The organism is Phenylobacterium sp. (assembly GCF_013911965.1).
GTDB lineage: Bacteria > Pseudomonadota > Alphaproteobacteria > Caulobacterales > Caulobacteraceae > Phenylobacterium.
This window is the reverse complement of the sequence record NZ_JACESE010000007.1, coordinates 130,718-153,316: the sequence shown is the minus strand read 5'-3', so window position 1 is coordinate 153,316 and position 22,599 is coordinate 130,718. Positions and strand designations below refer to the sequence as shown.

Annotated in this window: 21 protein-coding genes; 13 read left to right on the top strand and 8 right to left on the bottom strand. The window is 70.9% G+C overall.

Annotated elements, in window-relative coordinates; translation table 11 throughout:
- The first annotated feature begins 82 nt into the window (after positions 1-82).
- On the top strand, positions 83-997 hold the full coding sequence (locus H2041_RS09295) for a LysR family transcriptional regulator (protein ID WP_293411879.1): 915 nt from the start codon (positions 83-85) through the stop codon (positions 995-997).
- Here H2041_RS09295 and H2041_RS09290 read toward each other — a convergent pair.
- Both H2041_RS09290 and H2041_RS09285 read right to left on the bottom strand, forming a co-directional pair.
- Complete coding sequence (locus H2041_RS09290) at positions 994-2,700, bottom strand: hypothetical protein (protein WP_293411877.1); 1,707 nt, start codon at positions 2,698-2,700, stop codon at positions 994-996. The genes H2041_RS09295 and H2041_RS09290 overlap by 4 nt on opposite strands.
- A gap of 88 nt (positions 2,701-2,788) precedes the next feature.
- A complete protein-coding gene (locus H2041_RS09285; protein WP_293411875.1) occupies positions 2,789-3,988 on the bottom strand; it encodes an acyltransferase family protein in 1,200 nt (399 codons plus the stop codon).
- A gap of 128 nt (positions 3,989-4,116) precedes the next feature.
- Between H2041_RS09285 and H2041_RS09280 the strand changes: the two genes are divergently transcribed.
- Entirely contained in the window at positions 4,117-4,929 is an 813-nt protein-coding gene (locus H2041_RS09280) for a LytTR family DNA-binding domain-containing protein (RefSeq protein WP_293411873.1), read from the top strand.
- Here H2041_RS09280 and H2041_RS09275 read toward each other — a convergent pair.
- Together H2041_RS09275 and H2041_RS09270 are read right to left on the bottom strand one after the other, a co-directional pair.
- Positions 4,926-5,828: a LysR substrate-binding domain-containing protein gene (locus H2041_RS09275; protein ID WP_293411871.1), complete on the bottom strand. Its 903-nt coding sequence runs from the start codon at positions 5,826-5,828 to the stop codon at positions 4,926-4,928. The two genes, H2041_RS09280 and H2041_RS09275, sit on opposite strands and share 4 nt — an antisense overlap.
- 295 nt (positions 5,829-6,123) lie before the next feature.
- Positions 6,124-6,306, bottom strand: a complete 183-nt coding sequence (locus H2041_RS09270; RefSeq protein WP_293411869.1) for a DUF465 domain-containing protein — start codon at positions 6,304-6,306, stop codon at positions 6,124-6,126.
- 350 nt (positions 6,307-6,656) lie between these two features.
- On the opposite strand from H2041_RS09270, the gene H2041_RS09265 reads away from it, so the two are divergent.
- From H2041_RS09265 to H2041_RS09245, 5 genes are all read left to right on the top strand, one after another.
- Positions 6,657-7,163 (top strand): hypothetical protein, encoded by a 507-nt coding sequence (locus H2041_RS09265; protein ID WP_293411867.1) that lies wholly within the window; start codon positions 6,657-6,659, stop codon positions 7,161-7,163.
- Positions 7,164-7,479: 316 nt separating this feature from the next.
- On the top strand, positions 7,480-9,705 hold the full coding sequence (locus tag H2041_RS09260) for a TonB-dependent receptor (protein ID WP_293411865.1): 2,226 nt from the start codon (positions 7,480-7,482) through the stop codon (positions 9,703-9,705).
- A gap of 37 nt (positions 9,706-9,742) precedes the next feature.
- A complete protein-coding gene (locus H2041_RS09255) occupies positions 9,743-11,896 on the top strand; it encodes a S9 family peptidase (RefSeq protein WP_293411863.1) in 2,154 nt (717 codons plus the stop codon).
- Complete coding sequence (locus tag H2041_RS09250; protein WP_293411861.1) at positions 11,893-13,293, top strand: amidase; 1,401 nt, start codon at positions 11,893-11,895, stop codon at positions 13,291-13,293. The genes H2041_RS09255 and H2041_RS09250 overlap by 4 nt, the downstream gene beginning before the upstream one ends.
- A complete protein-coding gene (locus H2041_RS09245; RefSeq protein ID WP_293411859.1) occupies positions 13,293-13,913 on the top strand; it encodes an FMN-binding negative transcriptional regulator in 621 nt (206 codons plus the stop codon). Before H2041_RS09250 ends, H2041_RS09245 begins: the two co-directional genes overlap by 1 nt.
- A gap of 2 nt (positions 13,914-13,915) precedes the next feature.
- On the opposite strand, the gene H2041_RS09240 is transcribed toward H2041_RS09245, so the two are convergent.
- A complete protein-coding gene (locus tag H2041_RS09240) occupies positions 13,916-14,701 on the bottom strand; it encodes a helix-turn-helix transcriptional regulator (RefSeq protein WP_293411857.1) in 786 nt (261 codons plus the stop codon).
- A gap of 143 nt (positions 14,702-14,844) precedes the next feature.
- Here H2041_RS09240 and H2041_RS09235 point away from each other — a divergent pair, with 143 nt between their 5' ends.
- Both H2041_RS09235 and H2041_RS09230 read left to right on the top strand, forming a co-directional pair.
- Complete coding sequence (locus H2041_RS09235; protein ID WP_293411855.1) at positions 14,845-15,834, top strand: alpha/beta hydrolase fold domain-containing protein; 990 nt, start codon at positions 14,845-14,847, stop codon at positions 15,832-15,834.
- A 94-nt stretch (positions 15,835-15,928) separates the two neighbouring features.
- A complete protein-coding gene (locus H2041_RS09230) occupies positions 15,929-16,735 on the top strand; it encodes a class I SAM-dependent methyltransferase (protein WP_293411853.1) in 807 nt (268 codons plus the stop codon).
- A gap of 3 nt (positions 16,736-16,738) precedes the next feature.
- Here H2041_RS09230 and H2041_RS09225 read toward each other — a convergent pair whose 3' ends face one another.
- A complete protein-coding gene (locus tag H2041_RS09225) occupies positions 16,739-18,274 on the bottom strand; it encodes an aldehyde dehydrogenase family protein (protein WP_293411852.1) in 1,536 nt (511 codons plus the stop codon).
- 88 nt (positions 18,275-18,362) lie between these two features.
- Between H2041_RS09225 and H2041_RS09220 the strand changes: the two genes are divergently transcribed.
- Positions 18,363-19,283 (top strand): NADP-dependent oxidoreductase, encoded by a 921-nt coding sequence (locus H2041_RS09220; RefSeq protein WP_293411850.1) that lies wholly within the window; start codon positions 18,363-18,365, stop codon positions 19,281-19,283.
- Between the two features lie 49 nt (positions 19,284-19,332).
- Positions 19,333-19,515: a hypothetical protein gene (locus H2041_RS09215; RefSeq protein WP_293411849.1), complete on the top strand. Its 183-nt coding sequence runs from the start codon at positions 19,333-19,335 to the stop codon at positions 19,513-19,515.
- Here the strand turns inward: H2041_RS09215 and H2041_RS09210 are convergent.
- Together H2041_RS09210 and H2041_RS09205 are read right to left on the bottom strand one after the other, a co-directional pair.
- Entirely contained in the window at positions 19,512-20,030 is a 519-nt protein-coding gene (locus H2041_RS09210) for a YdcF family protein (protein ID WP_293411848.1), read from the bottom strand. The two genes, H2041_RS09215 and H2041_RS09210, sit on opposite strands and share 4 nt — an antisense overlap.
- 37 nt (positions 20,031-20,067) lie before the next feature.
- Positions 20,068-20,433, bottom strand: a complete 366-nt coding sequence (locus H2041_RS09205) for a hypothetical protein (protein WP_293411847.1) — start codon at positions 20,431-20,433, stop codon at positions 20,068-20,070.
- A gap of 278 nt (positions 20,434-20,711) precedes the next feature.
- Here H2041_RS09205 and H2041_RS09200 point away from each other — a divergent pair, with 278 nt between their 5' ends.
- Positions 20,712-21,803 carry an ABC transporter permease gene (locus tag H2041_RS09200; protein WP_293411998.1) on the top strand — a complete coding sequence of 364 codons (1,092 nt, stop codon included), beginning with the start codon at positions 20,712-20,714 and terminating at the stop codon, positions 21,801-21,803.
- On the top strand, positions 21,800-22,597 hold the full coding sequence (locus H2041_RS09195) for an ABC transporter ATP-binding protein (RefSeq protein WP_293411846.1): 798 nt from the start codon (positions 21,800-21,802) through the stop codon (positions 22,595-22,597). Before H2041_RS09200 ends, H2041_RS09195 begins: the two co-directional genes overlap by 4 nt.
- The last annotated feature ends 2 nt before the right edge of the window (positions 22,598-22,599 follow it).

The window sequence follows — 22,599 nt, the reverse complement described above, 5'->3', positions numbered from 1 at the left end:
GCCTCCCTCGATGGGTCGACGGTATGGCCGCGCGCCAGCCATGCCAATTGACTGTCTGCGGTCTCAATGCATGCATGGATGCATGCAAAGCGCCGAGATCGACGAAGCCGACTGGCGACTCGTTCGCGCCTTCGTCGCCGTCATGGAGACGGGCAGCCTCAGCGCTGCGGCCCATCGCACGGGCGCGACGCAGCCGACGCTGGGCCGACAGATTCGCGAACTCGAGCGTCGGTCCGGCGTGACGCTCTTCTTCCGACGCGGACAAAGGCTCACGCCCACCGAGCGGGCCCTGGCCCTCTTTCCCCGCGCGCTTGACGTCTCGCGCGCCGTCTCGGGCCTGGTGCGCGAGTTCGGCCGTGCGGAGGACCCGGGCGAGGCGCGGCCCGTCCGGCTGACCCTGCCCACACTGCTGGCCGACGAAATGCTGCCGAGCTTGCTGCCGGCCCTGCAGGTCGCGGCGCCGCAGGCGGCGTTGGAGGTCCTGCCCAGCGATGGGGTCCAGGACCTGCTGAGGCGCGACGCCGACATCGCCCTTCGCATGATCGAGCCGCGCCAGCCCGAGCTGGTGGCCCGGCGGATCGGCGAGGTGACGCTGGGCCTCTACGCCGCCCGCGCCTATCTGGCCGAGCATGGGACGCCGCAGACCCGACGCGAGCTTCTCGGCCATCGGTGGATCGCGCCGCTGGACCAGGCGGTCCTGGAGGCCGGCGCCGCCGCAGCCGGCCTGGACGACGCGCTTGCGAACCTCAGGGCGCTTCGCTCGGACGACCTGCGCCACCGCCTGGCCCTGTTGCGGGCGGGGCTCGGCCTCGGCCCGTGCCACACCTGGATCGGCGACCGCGACCCGAACCTTATCCGCCTCCTGCCGCAGGCGGACTTCGGCCGCATGGGCGTGTGGATCGTGGCCAATGACGACCTGCGCCGCAGCCCAACCCTGCGGGCGGTGTTCGACGCCCTGGCGCGGGAGACGTCGCGCCGCCTGCGCGCGGCGGTCTAGAAGCGGCAGGCGCTTTCCGGCGTCGCCGGATCGCGCGCCCATCCGTACGCCTCGACCGCCGCGCCGCGGGGCAGGAAGGTGATCGTCTGGCGCCCGCCCTCGCGCTCGACCACCAGGGTGACCGTCCCGTCCTGCGTCTTTCGGGCGGTGTTCAGGTCCTTCACCTCGGCGATCCGGTCGCCTTCGCGCAGGCCCGCCTTGGCCGCCTCGGAGGCCGGATCGAGCTCACGGACGATACGCTCGTCGTTCAGGGAGGCGCGCGCGAAGCCGAGCTCGAACACCCGCACCGGCCGCTTCACCACCTTCAGGCACGGCGCATAGAGCTCCTCCGGCGGGATCAGCAGGCCGCCGGAGACCATGTGGTCGTACATGGCCTTCGCCTCGTCCTCGCCGAGCCGCGCGCCCACGAGCCGCAGCCAGTCGGCGATCCCGTAGGACTCGCCCGCGACCTGACGCCGGCGCATCTCCTTGACCACGTCGTCCAGGCTCTCGGCGCCGTCGGTGGCCGCGCGGATCGCCGCATCGGTCTGCAGCAGGTACATCCAGCCGCGGCCATAGGGGACCGTCTGGGCCACCGGATCGGTCCAGAAGATCTTGGCGGCCTCCGGATTGGTCAGGCCGCGATAGGGATTGGAATAGTAGGCGTCCGCCCGCTCGTTCATCGTCTCGACGACGCGGTCGAGACCGATGGCGCCGGAGCGCCAGGAGAGCGCCAGCGAGTAGAACTCGGCATTGCCCTCGCTGTACCAGGCGGTGTCGCCGTGCTCGCCCTCCATGGAGGGCCAGGTGTGGGCGATCTCGTGCGACAGCAGGCCCTGCAGGTCATCGACCGTCGGCTCGGACGGCGCGTGGTAGCCGAACATGAAGGACCGGGCGAGGCCCGTGCCGCCCGTGCCCACATAGGGGTTTGAGCGCATGAAGACGCGGTACTGGCCGGCCGCCTCGCCGAAGAAGGCGGACATGGCCTCGTAGAGCTTGCGCACGCCCTCGCCCAGCACCTGGGGATCGAACGGCGGGTCGCTCATCCAGAAGAGGCCGAAGTGCGGATCCGCCTCCGGATACCGCTTCAGCGGGCCGCTGGCGTAATAGCTGAAACCGAGGAGCTGGGACGGCCCGACGGTTTCGACCGTTCCTTCGCCCATGGACCAGACGCCGCGGGCGCCGGCGGGCTCGGCCGAATGGTCCCATTCCAGACGGATGCGCCACGGTCCGGGCGCGACGGGCGTGGCGATGAAGCCGTTGCCGGCGCCCAGGAAGGCCTGCCCCTCGGCGCGGAGGTCGAAGAGCGGGCCATTGTTGGTGGCCGCCGTGACGTGGCGGGGCGTGGCGCGATAGGTGACGATCACATCCCCCCGGGTGGCGCGGCCGACGCTCCAGCGGCGATAGACGCCCTGCGGCGTCGGCGGCTCCTCGTCCTGCGTCAGCGGCAGGGGCCCGGCGTCGTCGCGGGCCTGCAGGGCTTCGCCGTCGTAGCGGGCGCTGGGAATGCCGACGAGCGTCAGCGGCAGGCGGACCAGGCCCTCGCCCTTCGCCAGCCTGGGCGCCTCCATGCGCATCTCGACGGCGATATAGCCTTCGTCCGGCGTGGCGGCCGGATGGGGCGCCAGCTTCAGTTCGAGCCTCGGCGGCGGCCCCTGGGCGGCTGAGGGTGAGGTGATCGCAATGGCGATGGCCGCGATGGCGCAGAGCAAGGTCGTCTTCATGGGCCCCTCCCGTTCGGAGCCCACTCTATCTGCTGGGGGCGGAAAATCCCTTTCGATCGAGGAGGCCTTCGCCCAACTCCTGCATGACTTATGCGCGAGCTGCGGCGGTCGAGGCGCCGGCGTTCGCCGCCACGCCCCCCTTCAGCCCGAACAGGGGGCGCAGCGGCCCCAGCCGCCGAACGATCTCGTAGCTGGCGAAGCAGGCGGCGAAGGTGACGGCGATCAGGACGGCCGCCTCCAGGGCCTGCGGCAGCCCCGCCCTCGCCAGGTGATGGCCCGCGACCACGATCACCGTCTGGTGGACGATGTAGAAGGGGAAGACCCCGACCGTCAGGTAGCGGAGCGCCGGACCGCCCCGGTTCAGATGCCTGGCGCCGAACCCCAGGGCCGCGGCGATGAAGGCCCACTGGTCCAGGCCATAGGCGACGCGGCCCGCCCACCGCAGCGCCTCCGGCGGAACGGCGCCCTCCCCGCGATAGACCCAGGCGTAGCCGGCCCAGCATCCATAGGCGGCGAGCGCCACGGCCAGGGCCGGCCAGCGCCAGGCGACGAAGCCCGCCTTCAGCCGCTCCGACTTGGCGATCAGGAAGCCGAACAGGAAGGCGCTGAACGAGAGCGCGTGGTTGTACCAGTCGTCCACAAGCGCGTGGGTGATCTCGAAGAGCGGGGCCAGGGTGAGCCGCAGCAGGATCAGGAAGGCGGCCGGCCAGATCAGCACGCCCGGCCCCGCCAGCGCCTGCTCCAACCCCTTCTGCACGGCCGCGATCCGTCCGCGCGCCAGGGCCAGAAGACCGCCGAGGGCCAGGCTGTAGACCAGCAGATAGGCCACGAACCACATGTGGTTCCAGGTGGGCGTGATCAGGCAGCCGTCGGCGTCGCACCAGTGGCCGCTGGAGGTCGCATATCTGGGATAGAAGTCGGCGAAGGTCCCCGCATAGCCGATCTGCTCGACGATCTCGTAATAGCTCTGCGGCGGCACGATCACGAACATGGCGAAGACCAGCGGCGGCAGGAGCCGGGCCACGCGCGAGCGGGTGAGCGCGCCTGCGCTCATCTTGTCCGCCATGAATCGGGTGGCCGCGCCCGAGACGAGGAACAGCAGGGTCAGGCGCCAGGGATTGGTGAACACCATCACCGGCTCGAGCCACTCGACCGGCTGCGGCGACTTCACGTGCCAGTCCCAGGGCACGTAGAACATGCCCACGTGATAGAGAATCAGCAGGCCGAAGGCGATGACCCGGATCCAGTCGAGGTCGTAGCGGCGGTCGGTGGAAGCGGCGGCGGGCAAGGTCGGGGTCCCATGGAGATGCGTTTGGCCGTGACGGTGCGCACCGGAGCGTCCGCCGCAAGGCGGCCGGGGCCGTTCGGCCGGCCGCCGGTGACGAACGGCGGGCGGCTGTGACGAACGGCGGCCTGATGGGGACCAGCGGCGAGCGGCGCGTCCTGTGGCAGGGGCTGACGGCGCTCAGCGCCTATGTGCTGCTGCTCAACACCGTGAACATCTTCTCCATCCTGCGGGACGCGCCCGGAACCGATCCGGTCGTGCCGGTGGTGCTGGAGATCACCAGCTTCCTCGCCGCGCCGCCGGCCATACTGGTGGGCTGGTTCGCCTTCCGCCTGGCGCCGCCGGACCGCACCCCGATCTGGCGCAGTCTGCTGGTCCACGCCGTGGGCGCGGTGACCCTGTCGGCGCTCCACGTGAGCCTGTTCGTGATCCTGCGGAAGCTGGTCTTCGGCGCCCTGGGCCGCAGCTACGAGTTCGGCTCCCTGGCCAACTTCCCGTACGAGTTCCGCAAGGACCTGGTCGGCTACGCCGTGGGGGTGGCGACCTTCTGGGCGCTGACCCGCCTGGCCGAGCGGAACGACACCGCCCGGGCGCCGGCGGAGGCGACGCAGGAGCCGCCGCGCTTCGACATCCGCGACGGCGCCAAGCTGATCCGCACGCCGGTTTCGGAGATCCTCGCCGCCACCTCCGCCGGCAACTATGTGGAGTTCCACCTGGCCGACGGCCGGCGACCGATGATGCGAATCTCGCTCTCGGCCCTGGAGGCCGAACTGGGGCCCCACGGCTTCGTCCGCACGCACCGCTCGTGGCTGGTCAACGCCGGCCAGGTGCGCGAACTGCGGCCGGAGTCCTCCGGGGACTACCGGGTCGTGCTGGGCCCGGTCGAGGCGCCGATCTCGCGGCGCTTCCCCGAGGCGCTCAGCCGGTTGCGGGCCGGCCTCTAGCCGGTCGCCGGCGGCCGGTGGGCCAGACGGCGGTCCAGAGCGGACAGGATGTGGTCGGCCAGCGCCTCGGCGGCCGGGGGCACCGCCGAGCGGCTGCGCAGCAGGGCGATCTCGGCGTCGGCCAGGGGCGGCAGGCCCGCCTCCTCCGGCAGGATCTCCAGATCCGGCGGAGTCATGTCCCGCGGCAGGACCGTCGCCCCCAGACCTGCGCGCAGGGCCGCGTGCTGCCCGGCCAGGGACGGACTGGTATAGGCCGCCCGCCAGCCGACATTGCGGCTCTCCAAGGCCGCGATGGCGCGCTTGCGATAGACGCAGGGCGACGGCGCAAGCACCAGCGGCACCTGGGCGGCCTGATCGAGCACGCCGCGGTCGGCCGCCACCCAGACCAGCGGCTCGCGCCAGACCCGCACGCCCATGTCGGGCCCCAGCGGCTCGCGCTTGACCAGCACGAGGTCGAAGGCGCCGTCGCGCAAGCCGTCCAGCAGCCGCAGGGTGAGGTCGCAGGTGACCGTCAGCGCCACGTGCGGGTGGGCGCGCGCGAAGGCGCCGAGAATCTCCGGCAGGTAAAGGGTGGCGAAGTCCTCGGGCGCGCCGAGGCGGACCTCGCCCTGCAGTTCGTCGCCGCGAAGGCCGGCGATGATCTCGTCGTTAAGGCGCAGCAGGCGCCGCGCCTGCGGCAGCAGGGCCTCGCCCTCCGCCGTCAGGACCACCCGCCGCGGATCGCGCAGGAAGAGCGTCGCGCCCAGGCGCTCCTCCAGCCGCCGCAATTGCAGGCTCACCGCCGACTGGGTGCGGCCCAATCGCTCGCCGGCCCGCGTGAAATTCTGCGCCTCGGCGATGGTGACGAAGGTGCGGACGAGGTCGAGGTCGAGATTGTCGAAGCGTTCAGCGGCCGGCATGATTTGAGTTCATTATCTATGAGATGGCGACAATCAAGGAAGCAGATTGTCGAGCGAGACCGGGGCGGGACGATCCGGCTCTTCTGAGCACCTCCACGCCCGCCCTCGCCACCATCCCAGGACCGTCAGGCTCGGCGACGGCGTCGACCCCGGGTTGATGACGGCCAGCCTGCCGGTTTTGGCCGGTTCTGGAAGCCGCCACGACACGCTCCAGGCCAAGAAGCGACGCGGCTATTTCTGAGGGGGGCATGGCGCAGGCCGGGGCGGCGCAAGGCGGCCGCCCCGGACAACCGTCTCAGAAGCGGACGGGCGAAAGCCCGGCCTCGGCCAGGAAGATCTGGTCCCGCAGGTTGAGCTTGCGCCGCTTCAGTTCCTGGATCCGCAGTTCGTCGCGGTTCGGCCGCCTTTCCTCCCGGCGGATCTCGCGATCCAGCCAGCGGTGCTCGTTCCGAAGGCGATAGAGGCGGATGTGATGCATGTGGGCTCCTCCAAGAATGGAGGGCGCGCCCGGCCCGAAACGGAGGGGCTGTTGGGGGAGAGATCTCCGCTCCGCAGCCGGACGCGCCCGCTGCGGTCCGACATCGCGATCACCATGATCGCCAGAGGGGCCCGGCCCGCACTGGAGAATTTCGGGGTCCGGACGCGTCGGTTCAAGGCGAACCGTCATTGGCGGCCGCAATGGCCATGATGAATCGTCCGTGAGACCCGGGCGCATCATCAGCGGCGCTCATGACGACCATGGCCGCCGCGGGGGGCGCGAAAGCCGCGCCCGCCTCCAATCTCGAACCTCACGACACCGCCATCTGAGGCGGAGAAGGGAGGACTGAGATGTTGAACAAGATGTGGAGCCTGACCAGCGCGGTCATCCTGGCCCTGCTGATGGTCTGGGTCTGGGCCTATCCCAAGTTCTGGGCCGGCTACGAGGTGCATCCGGTGTTCGGCTGGAGCGAGCTTCTGAGCGGGTTCTCCGCCATGGACCCCTATGTCCGCTGGGCGGCCGGCGCCGTCACCCTGGCGAGCATCGTGATGCTGTTCATCGCCCGGACCCGGATGCTGGGCGCGTTGCTGGCCGCGGCCCTGTCGGTCTTTTACCTGGCGCTGCACAGCACGCCCTGGCTGGGCCTGGCCATCCCGAGCCATGAGGCCCTCGTCAACGGCCTGGCCGCCGGCCTGAGCGCCGAGCAGATCAGGGCCATGAGCCGCGGCGAGGACCTGCACCTCGTCATGACCCTGGTGAACGGCCTGATGGCCGCCGTGGTCATCGCCGCGGAGTACGCCCTGCGGCACGAGGCGCGCGAGGCCAAGCAGCCGCGCACGACCCTCGTCTTCGGCTGAGGACCGGCGAAGGCGCGCCCCGCCCCCGGACACCCCACGCGCCTTCGCCCGGGCGCCGCGGCTCCCCCCGCGGCGCCCTTTTCCTTCCAGCCGTCCCGCCCATGGCGCCACCGTCTTCTAGAGCCCGCTCGCCCCTTTCCAGGGCCTGGAACCTGCGGCCGGCGGAGCCTCTCCGCCGGCCGTTTGCGTGGTGGCCCGGCCGCGACAGCATCCGGCCCCGCTTGGCGAGCCCGCGTCACAGGACCGTCATAGCCTCCCTGCCTGTGACCGGCGGAAGGTCCGGCACGAGTTGGGACAACCAAAAAGGGGGATTGTCATGACGCGTCTCAAGTCGTTCCGCGGCCTGCTTCTGGCCGGGGCCGCCTGCCTGGTGGCCGTTCCGGCCGCCGCCCAGACCGCGCAGCAGTCGCGCGGCTCCACCCTGGTGGAGGAGATCATCGTCACCGCCACCAAGCGCGAGGAGAGCGTGCGCGAAATCTCCGGCTCGGTCAGCGCCGTCAGCGGCGCGCAGCTGGAGGCGCTCGGCGCCCAGTCCTACGCCGACTACATCGCCCGCACCCCGGGCGTGGTGTTCAACGAGTTCCAGCCCGGCACCTCGCACGTGGTGATCCGCGGCGTCGCCACCAGCTCGGGCAACGTCCAGGGCCAGGGCACGACCGGCTACTACATCAACGAAGTCCCGCTGACCGAACCGGGCTGGACCATCGTCATCCCCGACATCGACGCCTTCGATGTCGATCACGTCGAAATCCTCCGCGGTCCGCAGGGTTCGCTGTTCGGCTCGGCCTCCATGGGCGGCGCCGTCAACTACGTGGCCAACAAGGCCGACGCCTCGGGCTATGACGCCGAGGTCGAGGGCACGCTCTCCCAGACCAAGAACGCCGACCTGGGCGGCGGTCTGAAGGGGATGATCAACATCCCGATCATCGAAGACACCCTGGCGGTGCGTGCGGTCGGGACCTACCGCAACGATCCCGGCTATCTCGACAATGTCGGCATCGGCGAGGACGGGTCGAGCGACATCACCATCTCCGGCGGCCGGCTCTCCGTCGTGTGGACGCCCAGCGACGCCACCGAACTCTCGTGGATGAGCCTCTATCAGAAGACCGAGGCCGACGACGCGCCTTACCGCAACCCGGCGATCGGCGACCTGGCGCGCTCCACGGCGCTCGCCGAGCCCAACGACACCGACGTCACGCTGCACAGCCTTCGCCTCGACCAGGACTTCGGCTTCGCCACCCTGACGGCGCTGGCCGCCTATCAGGAGAAGTCGCAGGACTTCCTGTTCGACTACACGCCCTGGCGCAGCGCCTACAACGCCGACCTGGGCCTCAACCTCACCTCGCCCCTCTATATCGAGAGCGGCGGCGAGTCGGAGGGCAAGAGCCTGGAAGTCCGCCTGGCCTCCAACGGCGAGGGCCGCTTCGAGTGGCTGTTCGGCGGCATGTACTATGAGAGCGACAAGTTCCTCTACGAACAGATCGGCGCGGCCGGCGCGGCCGCGGCCTTCGACGCCTCGCCCCTCTACGGGCCGGGATCGGGCGCGGTGATCTCGCCCGACGGGGAGATCTTCAACGCCTACTTCACGGACCTGAAGGCCAAGGAGACCGCCCTCTTCGGCGAGGCGAGCTTCAACTTCACGCCGGAGCTGAAGCTCATGGTCGGCGGCCGCCTCTTCAAGACCGAGATCGACAGCGTCTCGACCCGGGTCGGCTTCTCCACCTATCCCGGCGCGCCGGTCGTGGAAGCGACCGTCGACGAGCAGGACGGCTTCTCGCCCAAGGTGTCGCTGACCTACGCGCCCAATGACGACTTCATGGTCTACGGCCTCTACTCCGAAGGCTTCCGCTTCGGGACGCCGAACATGCAGGGCCTGTCGTCCTATCCGGTGCCGTCGGGTTCGGAGAGCGACAGCCTGAAGAACTACGAGGTGGGCGTCCGGTCCAACCTGCTGAACGACGCCCTGCTGCTCGATGCGACGGCCTTCTACATCGACTGGTCGGACATCCAGCTGCGCCTGCTGACGCCGGACAACTACAACTACGCGGCCAATGGCGGCGCGGCGAAGATCAAGGGCCTGGAGGTGTCGGCCAGCTACAGCCCGACGCCCCAGCTCGACCTGCAGTCCACCGTCACCTGGATGGAGGCGCGTCTGGACGAGCCGCTGTTCATCCTCTGGTACGGCACGGCGCCCGAGGGCTCGCGCCTGCCAGGGTCGGCGGACTGGTCGGTGTCGAACACGCTCTCCTACCGGTTCGAGACGGCCTACGACCCGACGCTGATCCTGTCGCACCGCTACCTGTCCTCGGGCATCAGCGACCTGAACTCCGCCGTTCCGGGCATCACGCCGAACACCCAGGGCGACTACAACCTGATCGATCTGCGTCTGCGGGCGAACTTCGGCCAGACGACGGTGACCCTGTTCGGCTCCAATCTCGGCGACGAGCGGGGCGTCACGCGGACCCTGCCGGAGGCCAATGGCCTGAGCCAGGGCCTTGTGCGGCCCCGCACCTTCGGCATCACTCTGAACTGGGCCCTGTAAGAGAGCAGGACGGACGGGCGTAAGGGAGGCGTACGGCATGGACCGCAGACGGCTGTTGCTGCTGGCGGGGAGCGCCGCCCTTGCGCCCGGACTTTCCTGGGGCGCCGATCCGGCGGCGCCCCAGCCGCCGATCCCGCCGCGGCGGGACCGTTGGATCGAGCAGCTGGGCCGGCGGCGCAACGACCCCTATGCCTGGCTCCGCGACCCCAACTGGGCCGAGGTCTCCCGCGACACGAGCCTGATGCAGCCGGAGATCCGGGCGCATCTGGAAGCGGAGAACCGCTATGCCGAGGCCCTGCTGGCGCCGGTCCGGCCCCGTCAGGACGCCTATGCCGAGCGGATGATGGCCCTGGCCGCCGGCGACGACGCCGAGCCGCCCGTGCCGGACGGCCCCTGGGCCTACTACACCTATGTCCGCCCCGGCGAAGATCATGCCGTCCATGCGCGCCGTCCGGTCGCCGGCGGGCCGGAAGAGATCCTGCTGGACGAACAGGAACGCGCGGCGGGCCGCGACTACTTCCGCACCGAGGGCGCGGCCCACAGCCCCGACCACAGCCTCTTCGTCTGGGCCGAGGACCTGTCGGGCGGCGACCGCTATCGGGTCTGCGTCCGCGACCTGAAGACCGGCGAGATCCGCACCACCGGCGAGGCCGAGGCCTACGGGTGGGAGGGGCTGACCGTCTCGCCCTGCTCGCAATGGGTGTTCTGGATCTGGCGCGACCCGCTGGGCCGGCCGGCCAAGGTCTATCGCCGGCCCGCACGCGGCGAGACCGACGAGCTGGTCTATGAGGAGCGCGACCCGGCGCTCTTCATGTCGCTGATGCGCATGGCCTCGAACGCCTATGCCGCCATCCATATCCAGGGGCCCGACGTCGACGAATTCCGCCTGATCCCGGCGGAGGCGCCGACCGCCGAACCCATCCTGGTCGAGCCGCGCCAGCCCGGCCTGCACTATCAGGTGCAGGCGTGGAACGGCCAGCTGGTCATCCTGACCAACGCCGACGGCGCGATCGACGGCAAGATCATGACCGCACCGCCGCAGACGCCGGGCCGGGCGAACTGGCAGGACTGGATTCCGCATCAGCCCGGCCGCCACATCCTGGGCCTGCGTCCGTTGCGCGACCATCTGGTCCGGCTGCAGCGGCGGGACGGCCGGCTGGAGGTCGTGGCCGTCGACCGCCAGGGCGCGCAGACCGAAGTCGCCTTCGACGAGCCGGCCTACGCCGTCGCGCTGGAGCCGCAGCAGGAATACGACACCGCCGTGCTGCGACTGACCTATCAGTCGCCGCGCACCCCGACGCAGTGGCTGGCCTGCGACCTGGCGACCGGCGCCCGCGAGGTGGTGAAGCAGCGCCGCATCGGCGGCGGCTATTCGGCGGAGGCCTTCGAGGTCCGCCGCCTTTCCGCCCCGACAGAGGACGGCCAGCAGGTCCCGATCACCCTTCTGATGCGCAAGGGGACCAGGCTCGACGGCTCAAGCCCTCTCCTCCTCTACGCCTACGGCGCCTACGGCGTCTCCAGCGAGGCGGAGTTCTCGATCCCCGCCATCGCGCTCGTCGAGCAAGGCTTCGTCTACGCCATCGCCCATGTGCGCGGCGGTTCGGAGAAGGGGCGGCGCTGGTTCCTGGAGGGGCGGCGCTTCCAGAAGGCCAACACCTTCACCGACTACATCGCCTGCGCCGAGCACCTGATCGCTCAGGGCTATACGGCCAAGACGCGCATCGTCGGCTACGGACTCTCGGCCGGCGGCCTGCTCATGGGCGCGGCGGCCAACATGCGCCCGGACCTGTGGGGCGGGATCATCGCCCAGGTGCCTTTCGTCGACATGCTGAACACGATGAGCGACGCCGACCATCCTCTGGTCCCAGCCTTCCGCCCCGACTGGGGCGATCCGCTGGCCGATCCGCAGGCCTACGACTACATCGCCGCCATCTCGCCCTATGAGAACGTCAAGGCGCAGGCCTATCCGCCGATCCTGGCCACCGCCGGCGTGCGCGACCCGCGCGTCAGCTACTGGGAGCCGGCCAAGTGGGTCTCGGAGATCCGCCACCGCATGACCGGCGGCGGGCCGGTCCTCTTCCTGACCGACATGGCGGCCGGCCACCAGGCGAGCGGCGGGCTGTCGTCGCAGTTCGCCCAGATGGGACTCTTCTGGGCCTTCGCCGAGCAAAGCCTGGCGTGGTCGGCATGAAGCTCTCCGACGCGCTCGCGCTCGGCCGCCTCGACGCCCACGACCAGTCCGCCCTCGCCCGCCGGGGCGAGCTGAGCGCGACCGAACTGGTCGAGGCCGCCATCCTGCGCATCGAGGCGCTGGACCCGGACATCGCCGCCGTGAGCTGGCGCGCCTATGACCTCGCCCGGGCCCGTGCGGCCGGGCCCCTGCCCGATCATCCGCTGGCCGGCGCCCCCTATCTGCTGAAGGATTCGCTGGACTATCCGGGCCTGCCCAGCCGCGGCGGGTCGGCCAGCCGGGACGAGCAGCCGAAGGCTGCGGCCTTCGCCTATGTCGAACGGCTGGACGCCGCGGGCCTGATCCCGCTCGGCAAGTCGGCCATGCCGGAGTTCGGCCTCCTGCCGGTGACGGAGCCGAAGATCGGACCAGTGACCCGGAACCCCTGGAACCTCGCCCGCTCGCCCGGCGGCTCCAGCGGCGGCGCGGGCGCGGCGGTGGCCGCCGGACTTGTGCCGCTGGCCCACGGCAGCGACGGCGCCGGCTCGATCCGCATCCCCTCCTCCGCCTGCGGCCTCCCCGGCCTGAAGCCCGGGCGCGGGACGACGGTGCGGGTCCGCGCCCGTCATGTGGTGGAGGACCTGCTGGTGGGCGACGCCCTGATGGCCCGCAGCGTCCGCGACGTGGCCGCCGGCTTCGCCCTGGCGCGGCCGGATCGGGCCCCGCCGGTGACGGCCGCCAGTCCGCGGCGCCTGCGCATCGCCTACGCCGCCCGCACGCTCGCCGGCGCAGAGCCGCATCCGAGCCTGAAGGCCGCCCTCGAGCAGGCCGTGGCGCTGTGCCGTGGACTGGGCCATGAGGTCGTCGAGGCCTGGCCCGACATCGACGGCCCCGCCGCCGACCGGGCCGAGCGCGTGCTGTGGAGCCATATCGGCGCCGACTGCGTCGACGCCGTGCGCGCCAGCGGCCGCGACCCGGCCGCCTGCCTGGAGCCCTGGACCTGCGCGCTCGGCGACATCGCCGCCGGGCTGACGGGCGCGGATCTGGAAGCCGCGCTGGGCCAGCTCGCCGTCCTGCCGCGCCAGCTCGCCGCCTTCTACGGCAGGTTCGACGTGCTGCTGACGCCAACGCTCTCGGCCCCGCCGCCGCCCATCGGCGAGATGGCGCCCGACCAGCCCGCGGACCTCCTGATGGAGCGCATGTTCGGCTGGTGCGGCTACACGCCCCTGCAGAACCTCTCCGGCACGCCGGCCATAACCCTGCCGCTCGCCTGGGACGCCGACGGGCTGCCGCTGGGGGTCATGTTCGCCGCCGACCGTGGGCAGGAGGACCGGCTGCTGGCCCTGGCCTTCGAACTGGAGGCTGCGGCGCCCTGGCGGGACCGCTGGCCGGCGGCCTCCGTCGCGGGGGGCGCCTGATGGACGCGCCCCCGGAAAAGTTCGCGCCCCGGTCCGAGGCCGACGTGCTCGACCTCGTCCGCCGCCACCCCTTCGCCTGGGTGGTCAGCGCGGGCAAGGCGTTCGGCGCCACGCCCCTGCCCCTGCGCCCTGGCCTGGACGCGGACGGGCGGCTCGTCGCCCTGGTCGGCCATTTCGGCCGTTCCAACCCGCAGATCGCCCGCCTGCGCGCCGATCCGCGGGCGCTCGTGCTGTTCATGGGGGAGCACGGCTATGTCTCCCCCTCCTGGATGGCCGACCGCACCCAGGCGCCGTCCTGGAACTATGCCTGCGCGGCCTTCGACTGCCAGCTCACCTTCACCGAGACGCCTGAGGAGACGGCGGCGCTGCTGACCGACCTGGTCGGGGCCATGGAGGCCGGCCGGCCCAGGGCCTGGACGGTGGCGGAGATGGGGGCCCGTTACGCCGGCCTGTCCCGCGGGGTGGTGGGGTTCCGCGCCGATATTCGCGCCAGCCGGGCCGTCTTCAAGCTCGGCCAGGACGAGCGCGACGACGTCTTCGCCGACATTCTCGAGGGGCTCCGCGGCGAGGGACAGTCTCCGCTCGCCGATCTCATGGCCCGCCACGGCGCGGGGCGCTGAGGTCAGTGCGCGGCGTCGAAATACTGGCTGGGCGCCACGCCGAAGGCGCGATGGAACATGGCGGTGAAGGCGCTGGGGCTGTTGTAGCCCACCTCGAAGGCCACCGTGGTGACCGACCCGCCCAGGGACAGCAGCGAAAGGGCGTGGGCCAGGCGCACCTGCTGGCGCCACTCGCTGAAGCTGATGCCCGTCTCGCGCCGGAAGCTGCGGGTGAAGGTGCGACGCCCCATGCCGGACAGGTCGGCATAGTGGTCGAGGTCTCGCTCCTCGCCCGGCGCGTCCATCACCTCCCGGCAGGTGCGAAGCAGGCGGGCGTCGCGCGGCATGGGCACCTGCAGGGCGGAGACCGGGTGTTCCGTGGCGACGGCGATCTCGTCCAGGATCAGAGCCATGATCCGCGCCTCGCGCCCGTCCAGGGCGTATTCCACCGGCAGCTCCGAGGCCTCCAGGATCAGCTCGCGCAGAAGGTTGCTAACCTTCAGCACCTGGCACCGCTTGGGCAGGCGCGCATCGGCGCCGGGCTCGACATAGAGGGTCCGCAGCGACACGTGGCCCCGGCAAAGCGCCTGGTGGCGCACGCCCGCCGGCATCCAGACCGCACGCTGCGGCGGAATGGTGAAGCTGGTCTCGTCGGTCATCACCGACATCACCCCCGCGCTGCCGTAGAGCAGCTGCGCCCGCTCGTGGCTGTGGGGCGGGTCGATGAAGTGCGGCGGGTACTCGTCGACCAGCACCGCGATGGGTCGCGGCACGTGCTGGTAGTCCTCGCCGCGCGTGCTCCTCTGCATGTGGCCCACGCTAGACAGTCGTGGGCCGATAGTCGATGGCGAGCCACCGCGCATCCGGATAGCAGCGCCGGACGCACGCTTCGCGGGCGCCTTGCCTGCGCCTTGGGCGCCGGTCGCCACCATCTCCTTCTCCAGGACGTCTCATGACCCCGATCCTCAGCCAGGCCGGTCGCGATCTCGATGCGGCGGTGCGCGAATTCATCGCCCGCACCGGGGCGGACCACGCGCGCTACGCGGCAGGCCGGACACTCTCCCCCGCCGAGGCGCGAGAGGTGGCGGAGAAGGTGCGCGCGCCCTGGCGCGCCGGCGGGCCGAAGATGCGCGCCAGCGACGATCGCATGATCCGCACCGCCCAGGGGCCGTTGCGTGTGCGCATCCACGACCCCGACCCCCGGCCGGGCAAGCCGGTCCTGGTCTATATCCATGGCGGCGGCTGGATCCTGTTCAGCCTGGAGACGCACGACCGCGTAATGCGGGAGTACGCGGCGCGGGCGGGCGTGGTGGTGGTCGGCGTCGACTATGACCGCTCGCCCGAAGCTAAGTTTCCCCGCGCCCTCAACCAGTGCGTCGCGGCCATCGAATGGGTGGCGGCCGGCGGCGTCGGCCCGGCGGCCGATCCGGCGCGGATCGCCGTCGGCGGCGACTCGGTCGGCGGGAACATGTCCCTGGCCGCAGCGGTGAAGCTGCGGGACGAGGGGCGGCCCGACGTGATCTCGGCCCTGCTGCTGAACTACGGCGCCTTCGACGTGGACCTGGATCCGCAGGACGTCGCCCGCTACGGCGGCGACGGCTACATGCTGCTGGCCGAGGAGATGCCCGTCTACTGGAACGCCTATCTGGCGCGGCCGGAAGATGCGCAGAACCCCCTCGCCGTTCCGGCTCGGGCCGAACTGGCCGGTCTTCCGCCCGTCTTCCTGACCATCCCGGAGTGCGACGTGCTGGCCGGCCAGAGTCACACGCTGGCCGCCCGCCTCCGCGCCGAGAAGGTAGCAGCGCAGGCGCAGGTCTATGCCGGCGCGTCGCACAGTTTTCTGGAGGCGGTCTCCATATCCGACCTCGCGGCGCGCGCCCTTCAGGACGGCGCCCGGTGGCTTGGCGAGACTCTGAGCCATACGCAGGCCGCCGCCCGCTGAGCGCGGCGGGCGAGGCGTCGCACGGGTCCGCCACCGGAAATTGCGCCACAGAATCGCTCTACCGAAGCCTGCGGAGAACGCACGGAGTAGGCATATGCGGACGGGCTGGCGGAAAGTCGCACATCGGGCGCTCGAGCTCAGCGGTCTGATCGGGCCCCTGCACCGCGCGCAGGAGCGCCGGCTGGCTCAGGCGGACGTCGAGGCCTTCGATGACGGCCGCCCCCTGCCCCCGGCGGAGCTGCGGGTGCTGGTCGGCGGGGCCGCCGATCCGAAATGGTTCTCCCATCGCGGACGCGCCGATGCGGAACGTTTCATGGACCTGGCGCGCCGGCACGGCTCGCCCTTCGAGTCGGGGCTTTCGGTCTGGGATCTCGGCTGCGGCTGCGGCCGGATCGCCCGGTGGACCGCGCCCGTGGTGCTGAACGGCGGCGGCGCGTTCCGAGGCACGGACATAAACCCCCGCCTCGTGGAATGGTGTGCGGCCCATCTGCCCGGGAGCTACCGCCGCAATCCCTTGAAGCCGCCTTCGGACCTGGCGCCGGAATCGATCGAGGTCATCTACGCCTATTCGGTCCTGACCCATCTGCGCGAAGGCGTCGCCCGCGCCTGGCTGGCGGAGATGGCGCGGGTCCTCAAGCCCGGCGGCCTCGCCATGGTCACCTTCCATGACGATGACTATGCCCGCGCCTGGGGGCCGCCCGAAGCGCAGGCGCAGATCGCCCTGGACGGCTACTTCGTTCTCAACGACGCGCTGGAGGGCTCCAACTACATGTCGAGCTGGACCACGCGGCAGGGCTTCCGCGCGCTGCTTCCGGCCCAGCTCGAGGTCTGCGAAATCCGTCCAGGCCAGCTCGACGCGCCCGTCCAGGCCATCGCCGTCCTGCGTCGCCGGACAGTCTGACGTTCAGCCGCCCGCCGAGGCCGCCTCGCCCGTCTCCTGCTCCGCCGCGAACGGGAATGACCGCGGCTCGCGCTGCACGGTGATCCACTGGTCGGTGGTGAAGGCCTCCACCGCCCATGCCCCGTTGAACCGGCCAAGGCCGGAATTCTTCTCGCCGCCGAAGGGGTTGAACGGCAGGTCGTTGACCGGCTGATCGTTCACGTGGGCCATGCCGCTCTCGATCTGTTCGGCGAAGCGGACGCCCCGCTCCACGTCGCGCGTGAAGACCGCCGCCGAGAGGCCGCGATCCGTCGCGTTGGCGATCCGCAGAGCGTCGGCTTCGTCGCGAGCGCGGATGATGGGCGCCACAGGGCCGAAGATCTCCGACTGGGCGAGCTCGCGATGATCCTCCGGCACGTCGGCGAAGACGTGGGGCGGCAGAACGCGGCCCTCGGCGTCCCCGCCGACCACCTCGCGAAGACCGTCGGCCCGGGCCGCTTCGATCGTCTTGCGGATGCTCTCCAGTTGGCTGTCGTTGATGATCGGGCCGATGAAGGTGGAGGATCTGGCCGGATCGCCCACCCCGAGAGTGCGGACCTTGGCGGCGAAACGCTCGACGAAGTCCTCATAGATGGCGTCCTCCACCACCAGCCGGTTGGCGATCATGCAGATCTGGCCCTGGTGCAGGAACTTGCCCCAGGCGGCGGCCTCCACGGCGTAGTCCAGGTCGGCGTCCGCCAGGACCACGAGCGGGCTGTTGCCGCCCAGTTCGAGCTCGAGCTGCTTGATGATCTCGGCGTCGGCCACCTTCCGCGCCACGCCGCGTCCCACCTCGGTCGAGCCGGTGAAGGAGATCACCCGCGGCGCCGGATGGGCGATGAAGGCGTCGCCGATCTCGCTGCCGGGGCCCGGAACCACGTTCAGCACGCCCGCCGGAAGGCCCGCCTCCTCGAAGATGCTGGCGAGCAGCAGGCCGCCGGTCACCGGCGTATCGCTGGCGGGCTTCAGCACCACCGCATTGCCCACGGCGAGCGCCGGGGCGACGGAACGGTTGGAGAGCTGCAGCGGCCAGTTCCAGGGGCTGATGACGCCCACCACGCCGACCGGCTTTCGCAGGACGCGGGCCGCCTTGCCCGGGAAGGTCGGCGGCGGAATGCGACCCTCGACCATGTGCGGCAGGGCGGCGGCCTCGAGCATGCCGCCCTGGACGGCGGTCCATTCCAGGGTCGCCTTCAGCCGGGTGGAGCCGCTTTCCTCGATCAGCCAGTCGATGATCTCCTCGCGGCGGGCTTCCATGACGGCGGCGGCCTTGCTCATGATCGCCGCCCGCTCGCGCGGCAGGCGCGCGGCCCAGTCCTTCTGGGCGCGGCTCGCCGCCGCGTAGGCCGCGTCGAGGTCGGCGGCGTCGGCCTGCGCGATCTCGGCGATCACCTCGCCGTTGTAGGGATTGTGGTCCGGGCGCCGTCTGGCGCGCCCTTCGCGCCATGCGCCGTCCACGAAGATGCGGTCGAGAGGGGATCGGGCGCGCCCGGGGCGGCCGCGGCTGGCGGCGTCGTCCATGTGTGTCTCCTGGCGAAAGGCTCGTCCAGGGAACCCGCAACCCCGCCGACCGGTTCGCGGCCAAAGTCCCGCAAGCCAGGAGCGTCAGATGAAAGCGGTGCGGATCCACGAGTTCGGCGGCCCCGAAGCCCTGAGGATCGAAGACCAGCCCCTGCCCGAACCCGCCGCCGGCGAGATCCTGGTCCGCGTGCAGGCGTCCAGCGTCAATCCGGTCGACTTCAAGATGCGGAACGGCGGCTATGTGGAGAAGGACAAGCTGCCGCTCACCCTGGGGCGGGACATGGCCGGAACGGTCGACCGCGTGGGCCACGGCGTCTCCGACTTCGCACCCGGCGACGCCGTCTACGCCCTCCTGCCCTGGGACCGCGGCGGACATGCCGAGTTCGTCAGCGCGCCTGCGAGAATCTGCGCCCGAAAGCCGGAACGTTGCGACTTCGTGCAGGCCGCCGCGGCGCCGCTGGCCGCGCTCACCGCCTGGCAGGGTCTCTTCGACCACGGCGGCCTGAAGGAAGGGCAGACCGTCCTGATCCACGGCGCCAACGGCGGCGTCGGCCATTTCGCCGTGCAGTTCGCCGCCGTCGCCGGCGCCACGGTGGCGGCGACCTGCCGCGGCGAGGACCGGGACTTCGTCCGCAGTCTCGGCGCAACCCACGTGGTGGACTACAGGGCCGAACGGTTCGAGGCGGCCGTGCCGCGCGTCGACCTGGTGCTGGACCTGGTCGGCGGGGAAACCCAGCGCCGTTCGTTCGAGGTGCTCGGCCCCGGGGGGATGCTCGTCTCCACGCTGGGCGAACCGGACGCGGAGGCCGCCGCCGGCTCCGGAGCCAAGGGCGTCGGCTTCCTCGTCGAACCCAACGGCGAGCAGCTGGCCATGATCGCTCGCCTCATCGATCTCGGGCGCGTCATGCCGACCATCGACCAGGTCTTTCCCCTTGAGCAGGCCGCCGCGGCCGAACGGCGGCTGGAGACCGAGCATGTCCGCGGCAAGATCGTCGTGCGCCTGCCCTGAGCCCGATGGGCTAGGCTCCGCCCATGCCGCAGACGATTCGCCCCCGCCCATGAGCAAGCCCCCCGAACTGAAGTACCGCCAGCTGCCCGACGGCCGGTTCGAGATCTGGCTGCACGCCGTGGTCAGCCAGGACGCCCTGCTCGGCGTCCATGGGGTTCTGGCCCAGTATGGCGCGGAGGGTCCGCCGGAGGACGAGGACGAGGAAGCCGAGGACGGCGGTCTCGCCCACTAGGTCCGCTTCGTCGCCTCCAGGAGTTCGCGCCGGCGGAGCCAGGTGACCGCGAAGTCGTAGGGATAGGCCAGGCGTTCACGCGCCACCATGCGGCGCCACTCGCCAGGGGCCATGCCGCGGCCGGCCGGCATGACCGGCCCGGCCTCCGCCTCCAGGCCCAGCTGGCCAAAGATCATGCGAGCCCGCGGCACGTGATAGGCGTCCGTGCAGACCACGGCGCGAGAGAGTCCGCTGCGGCGCATGAAGGTCGCGGCGGCGACCACGTTCTCCAGGGTGTCGCGGCTGTCTTCGTCCAGGACGATCCGTTCAGACGCAATCCCGCAACGGCCGAGGTGAGCCGCCATGACGGCGGCCTCCGACGGCGGGTGGTCGCCGACTCCGCCGGAGCAGAAGATGGGCGCATCCGGCCAACGGCCGGCCGCCTCCAGGCCATAGCCGATCCGCCGCGCGAGGGCGGGACTTGCCGCTCCGCCCGGCCAGACGGCCGCGCCCAGGATCACGATGGCGACGCTCATCTCACCAGGATGACGCCCGCCGCCGACCGGGCAAGCCTCAGGCTTCCGGCGACGCCAGGCTGTCCTCGCCTTCCGTGCGGCGGCTGGGCTCGGGATTCAGCGGCGGCCGATAGGCTTCCACCAGATCGTTCTGTTCGGCCTCGCGGATGGCGCGGAGCACGTTGAGCCGCAGGAGCATCTCCGCGTTCGACCAGTGCTGGCGGGCCGTCTCCAGCGGATCGCGCCAGTCGGCGTTGATCACGCTTTCGGTCTCCCCGGCATAGAATATGCGGGTCTCGCCGTCCTCGCCGAAACCGGCGATGACATAGTTGGCGCCCGAGGTTGGGAGGATCCGATCCTCCTCCACGGTGGTGTAGCGGTAGACGGTTCCGGACTTGCCGACGAGATCGAGTTGGCGGGCCAAACGCACGCTCCCAGCCTGTTGTACGCACTTGCTGTGTCCGCGCCCGTCGCGGAGACCTCTCTCTACACGGTCAAATCGGGCGAAAGCGAGGCTAGACCATTGTTAAGCTTCCCATTTCGGGGCCGAAGCTGTGGACGGAACAACCTGCGCCATAAGGCGTTCGGCCCAGACGCGCCCTCTGCTAGGGTCTGGCGCAGCGGCGAGTCTGGCCGCCGTTGAAATGGAGCCGGGTCATCCGTACCGCCACCGCACAGGACCAAAGCGCCGCCGAATTCGAGATCGTCGGCGACGGCGCTGAGCGGACCGTCCGCCTGACCGGCGACTGGACCCTCCAGGCCCTGGGCGGGACCGGCCGGCGGCTGCGCCAGATGCTCGAGCGCGAACCGGCGCAGCGCTTCGACCTGACGGGCGTGGAGCGGCTCGACACCGCCGGCGCCTTCGCCCTGGTCCGGGCGGCCGGCGACGGGTTCGACCCCGAGCAGGTGACGGCCCGGCCCGAATCCGAACGCCTGATCGGCCTCGTGACCGAGGCCGCGCGCAAGAAGCCCAAGGTCAAGCGCGAGCCTCGCGGCTGGCACGAGATGACGGTGCGGATCGGCAAGGGCGTGGTGAGCACCGGCTACGACGCCTTCGACACCCTGGTCTTCGCCGGCCACCTGCTGATCGTCTTCGGCAAGAGCCTGGTCAATCCGGCGCGGATCCGCTGGGCGTCCGTCTTCTCCCTGGCCGAACGCGCGGGTCTCGACGCCATTCCCATCGTGGCGACGACCTCCTTCTTCATCGGCGCCGTCGTCGGCCTGCTCGGCGCCAACATGCTGCGGGAGTTCGGGGCTCAGGTCTTCGCCGTCGAGCTGATCGGCATCGCGGTCCTGCGCGAGTTCAACATCCTCATCACGGCCATCCTGCTGGCGGGCCGCTCCGCCTCGGCCTTCGCCGCCGAGATCGGCTCGATGAAGATGAACCAGGAGGTCGACGCCATGCGCGTGCTGGGCGTCGATCCCTTCGAGGCCCTGGTCTTTCCCCGCTTCATGGCCCTTCTGGTGACCATTCCGCTGCTCACCTTCGTGGCCACGCTGGCGGGGCTGGTGGGCGGCCTGGCGGTAACCTGGAGCGTCCTCGACATCGGGCCGAACTTCTTCTTCCAGCGGATCCTGGAATATGTCGGGCCCACCCACTTCTGGGTCGGCCTTTCGAAGGCGCCCGTCATGGCCGCGGTGATCGCCGGCGTCGGCTGCCGCCAGGGCATGGAGGTCGGCGGCGACGTCGAATCCCTGGGCCGGCGCGTCACCGCCGCCGTGGTCCACGCCATCTTCGCCATCATCATGATCGATGCGGCCTTCGCCCTCCTCTACATGGAGCTGGACATTTGACGGGCCAGGCGCAGGAAACCCCCGTCATCGAGGTGCGCGGCCTGAGGTCCCAGTTCGGCGACCACGTGGTCCACGACGACCTCGAGCTGACCGTCCGCCAGGGCGAGATCGTCGGCCTGGTCGGCGGCTCGGGCTCGGGCAAGTCGGTGCTGCTCAACACCATCATCGGCCTGAAGGAGCCCGAGGGCGGAAGCGTCCGGGTCTTCGGCCAGGACGTCACCGAAGCCACGGGGCGCGGCGCCGAGCAGCTCGAGCGCCGCTGGGGCGTGCTGTTCCAGAGCGGCGCCCTGTTCTCCAACCTGACCGTGCGGGAAAACGTCGAAGCGCCGATGCGCGAGCATACGAGCCTGACGCCCAAGGAGATGGAGGAGCTGGCGGACCTGAAGATCGCCCTGGTGGGCTTGCGGCCCGACGCCGGCGCCCTGAAGCCTGCGGAGCTCTCCGGCGGGATGCGAAAGCGCGCGGCCCTGGCCCGGGCGCTTGCGCTGGACCCCGAACTCCTCTTCCTCGACGAGCCCACCGCCGGGCTGGACCCGATCGGCGCCGGCGCCTTCGACGAGCTCATCCGCGACCTGTCCGACAGCCTTCACCTGACCGTGTTCATGATCACCCACGACCTCGACAGCCTGTACGCCATCACCGACCGGGTGGCCGTGATCGCCGACAAGAAGGTTGTCGCCCAGGCTCCGGTCGCCGAACTGGAGCGATCGGAACATCCCTGGATCCGGGAGTATTTCCTGGGACCGAGAGGGCGGGCCGCGGCGAGAACCGCGCGCACGCCGAGCGAGGCCTGACC

What these genes read in the sequence shown, in the direction of transcription:
- H2041_RS09295 (WP_293411879.1), top strand. Translation starts at nt 83, where the DNA reads ATGCAAAGCGCCGAGATCGACGAAGCCGACTGGCGACTCGTTCGCGCC.
- H2041_RS09290 (WP_293411877.1), bottom strand. Translation starts at nt 2,700, where the DNA reads ATGAAGACGACCTTGCTCTGCGCCATCGCGGCCATCGCCATTGCGATC.
- H2041_RS09280 (WP_293411873.1), top strand. Translation starts at nt 4,117, where the DNA reads ATGGGGACCAGCGGCGAGCGGCGCGTCCTGTGGCAGGGGCTGACGGCG.
- H2041_RS09275 (WP_293411871.1), bottom strand. Translation starts at nt 5,828, where the DNA reads ATGCCGGCCGCTGAACGCTTCGACAATCTCGACCTCGACCTCGTCCGC.
- H2041_RS09270 (WP_293411869.1), bottom strand. Translation starts at nt 6,306, where the DNA reads ATGCATCACATCCGCCTCTATCGCCTTCGGAACGAGCACCGCTGGCTG.
- H2041_RS09265 (WP_293411867.1), top strand. Translation starts at nt 6,657, where the DNA reads ATGTTGAACAAGATGTGGAGCCTGACCAGCGCGGTCATCCTGGCCCTG.
- H2041_RS09260 (WP_293411865.1), top strand. Translation starts at nt 7,480, where the DNA reads ATGACGCGTCTCAAGTCGTTCCGCGGCCTGCTTCTGGCCGGGGCCGCC.
- H2041_RS09255 (WP_293411863.1), top strand. Translation starts at nt 9,743, where the DNA reads ATGGACCGCAGACGGCTGTTGCTGCTGGCGGGGAGCGCCGCCCTTGCG.
- H2041_RS09250 (WP_293411861.1), top strand. Translation starts at nt 11,893, where the DNA reads ATGAAGCTCTCCGACGCGCTCGCGCTCGGCCGCCTCGACGCCCACGAC.
- H2041_RS09245 (WP_293411859.1), top strand. Translation starts at nt 13,293, where the DNA reads ATGGACGCGCCCCCGGAAAAGTTCGCGCCCCGGTCCGAGGCCGACGTG.
- H2041_RS09240 (WP_293411857.1), bottom strand. Translation starts at nt 14,701, where the DNA reads ATGCAGAGGAGCACGCGCGGCGAGGACTACCAGCACGTGCCGCGACCC.
- H2041_RS09235 (WP_293411855.1), top strand. Translation starts at nt 14,845, where the DNA reads ATGACCCCGATCCTCAGCCAGGCCGGTCGCGATCTCGATGCGGCGGTG.
- H2041_RS09230 (WP_293411853.1), top strand. Translation starts at nt 15,929, where the DNA reads ATGCGGACGGGCTGGCGGAAAGTCGCACATCGGGCGCTCGAGCTCAGC.
- H2041_RS09225 (WP_293411852.1), bottom strand. Translation starts at nt 18,274, where the DNA reads ATGGACGACGCCGCCAGCCGCGGCCGCCCCGGGCGCGCCCGATCCCCT.
- H2041_RS09220 (WP_293411850.1), top strand. Translation starts at nt 18,363, where the DNA reads ATGAAAGCGGTGCGGATCCACGAGTTCGGCGGCCCCGAAGCCCTGAGG.
- H2041_RS09215 (WP_293411849.1), top strand. Translation starts at nt 19,333, where the DNA reads ATGAGCAAGCCCCCCGAACTGAAGTACCGCCAGCTGCCCGACGGCCGG.
- H2041_RS09210 (WP_293411848.1), bottom strand. Translation starts at nt 20,030, where the DNA reads ATGAGCGTCGCCATCGTGATCCTGGGCGCGGCCGTCTGGCCGGGCGGA.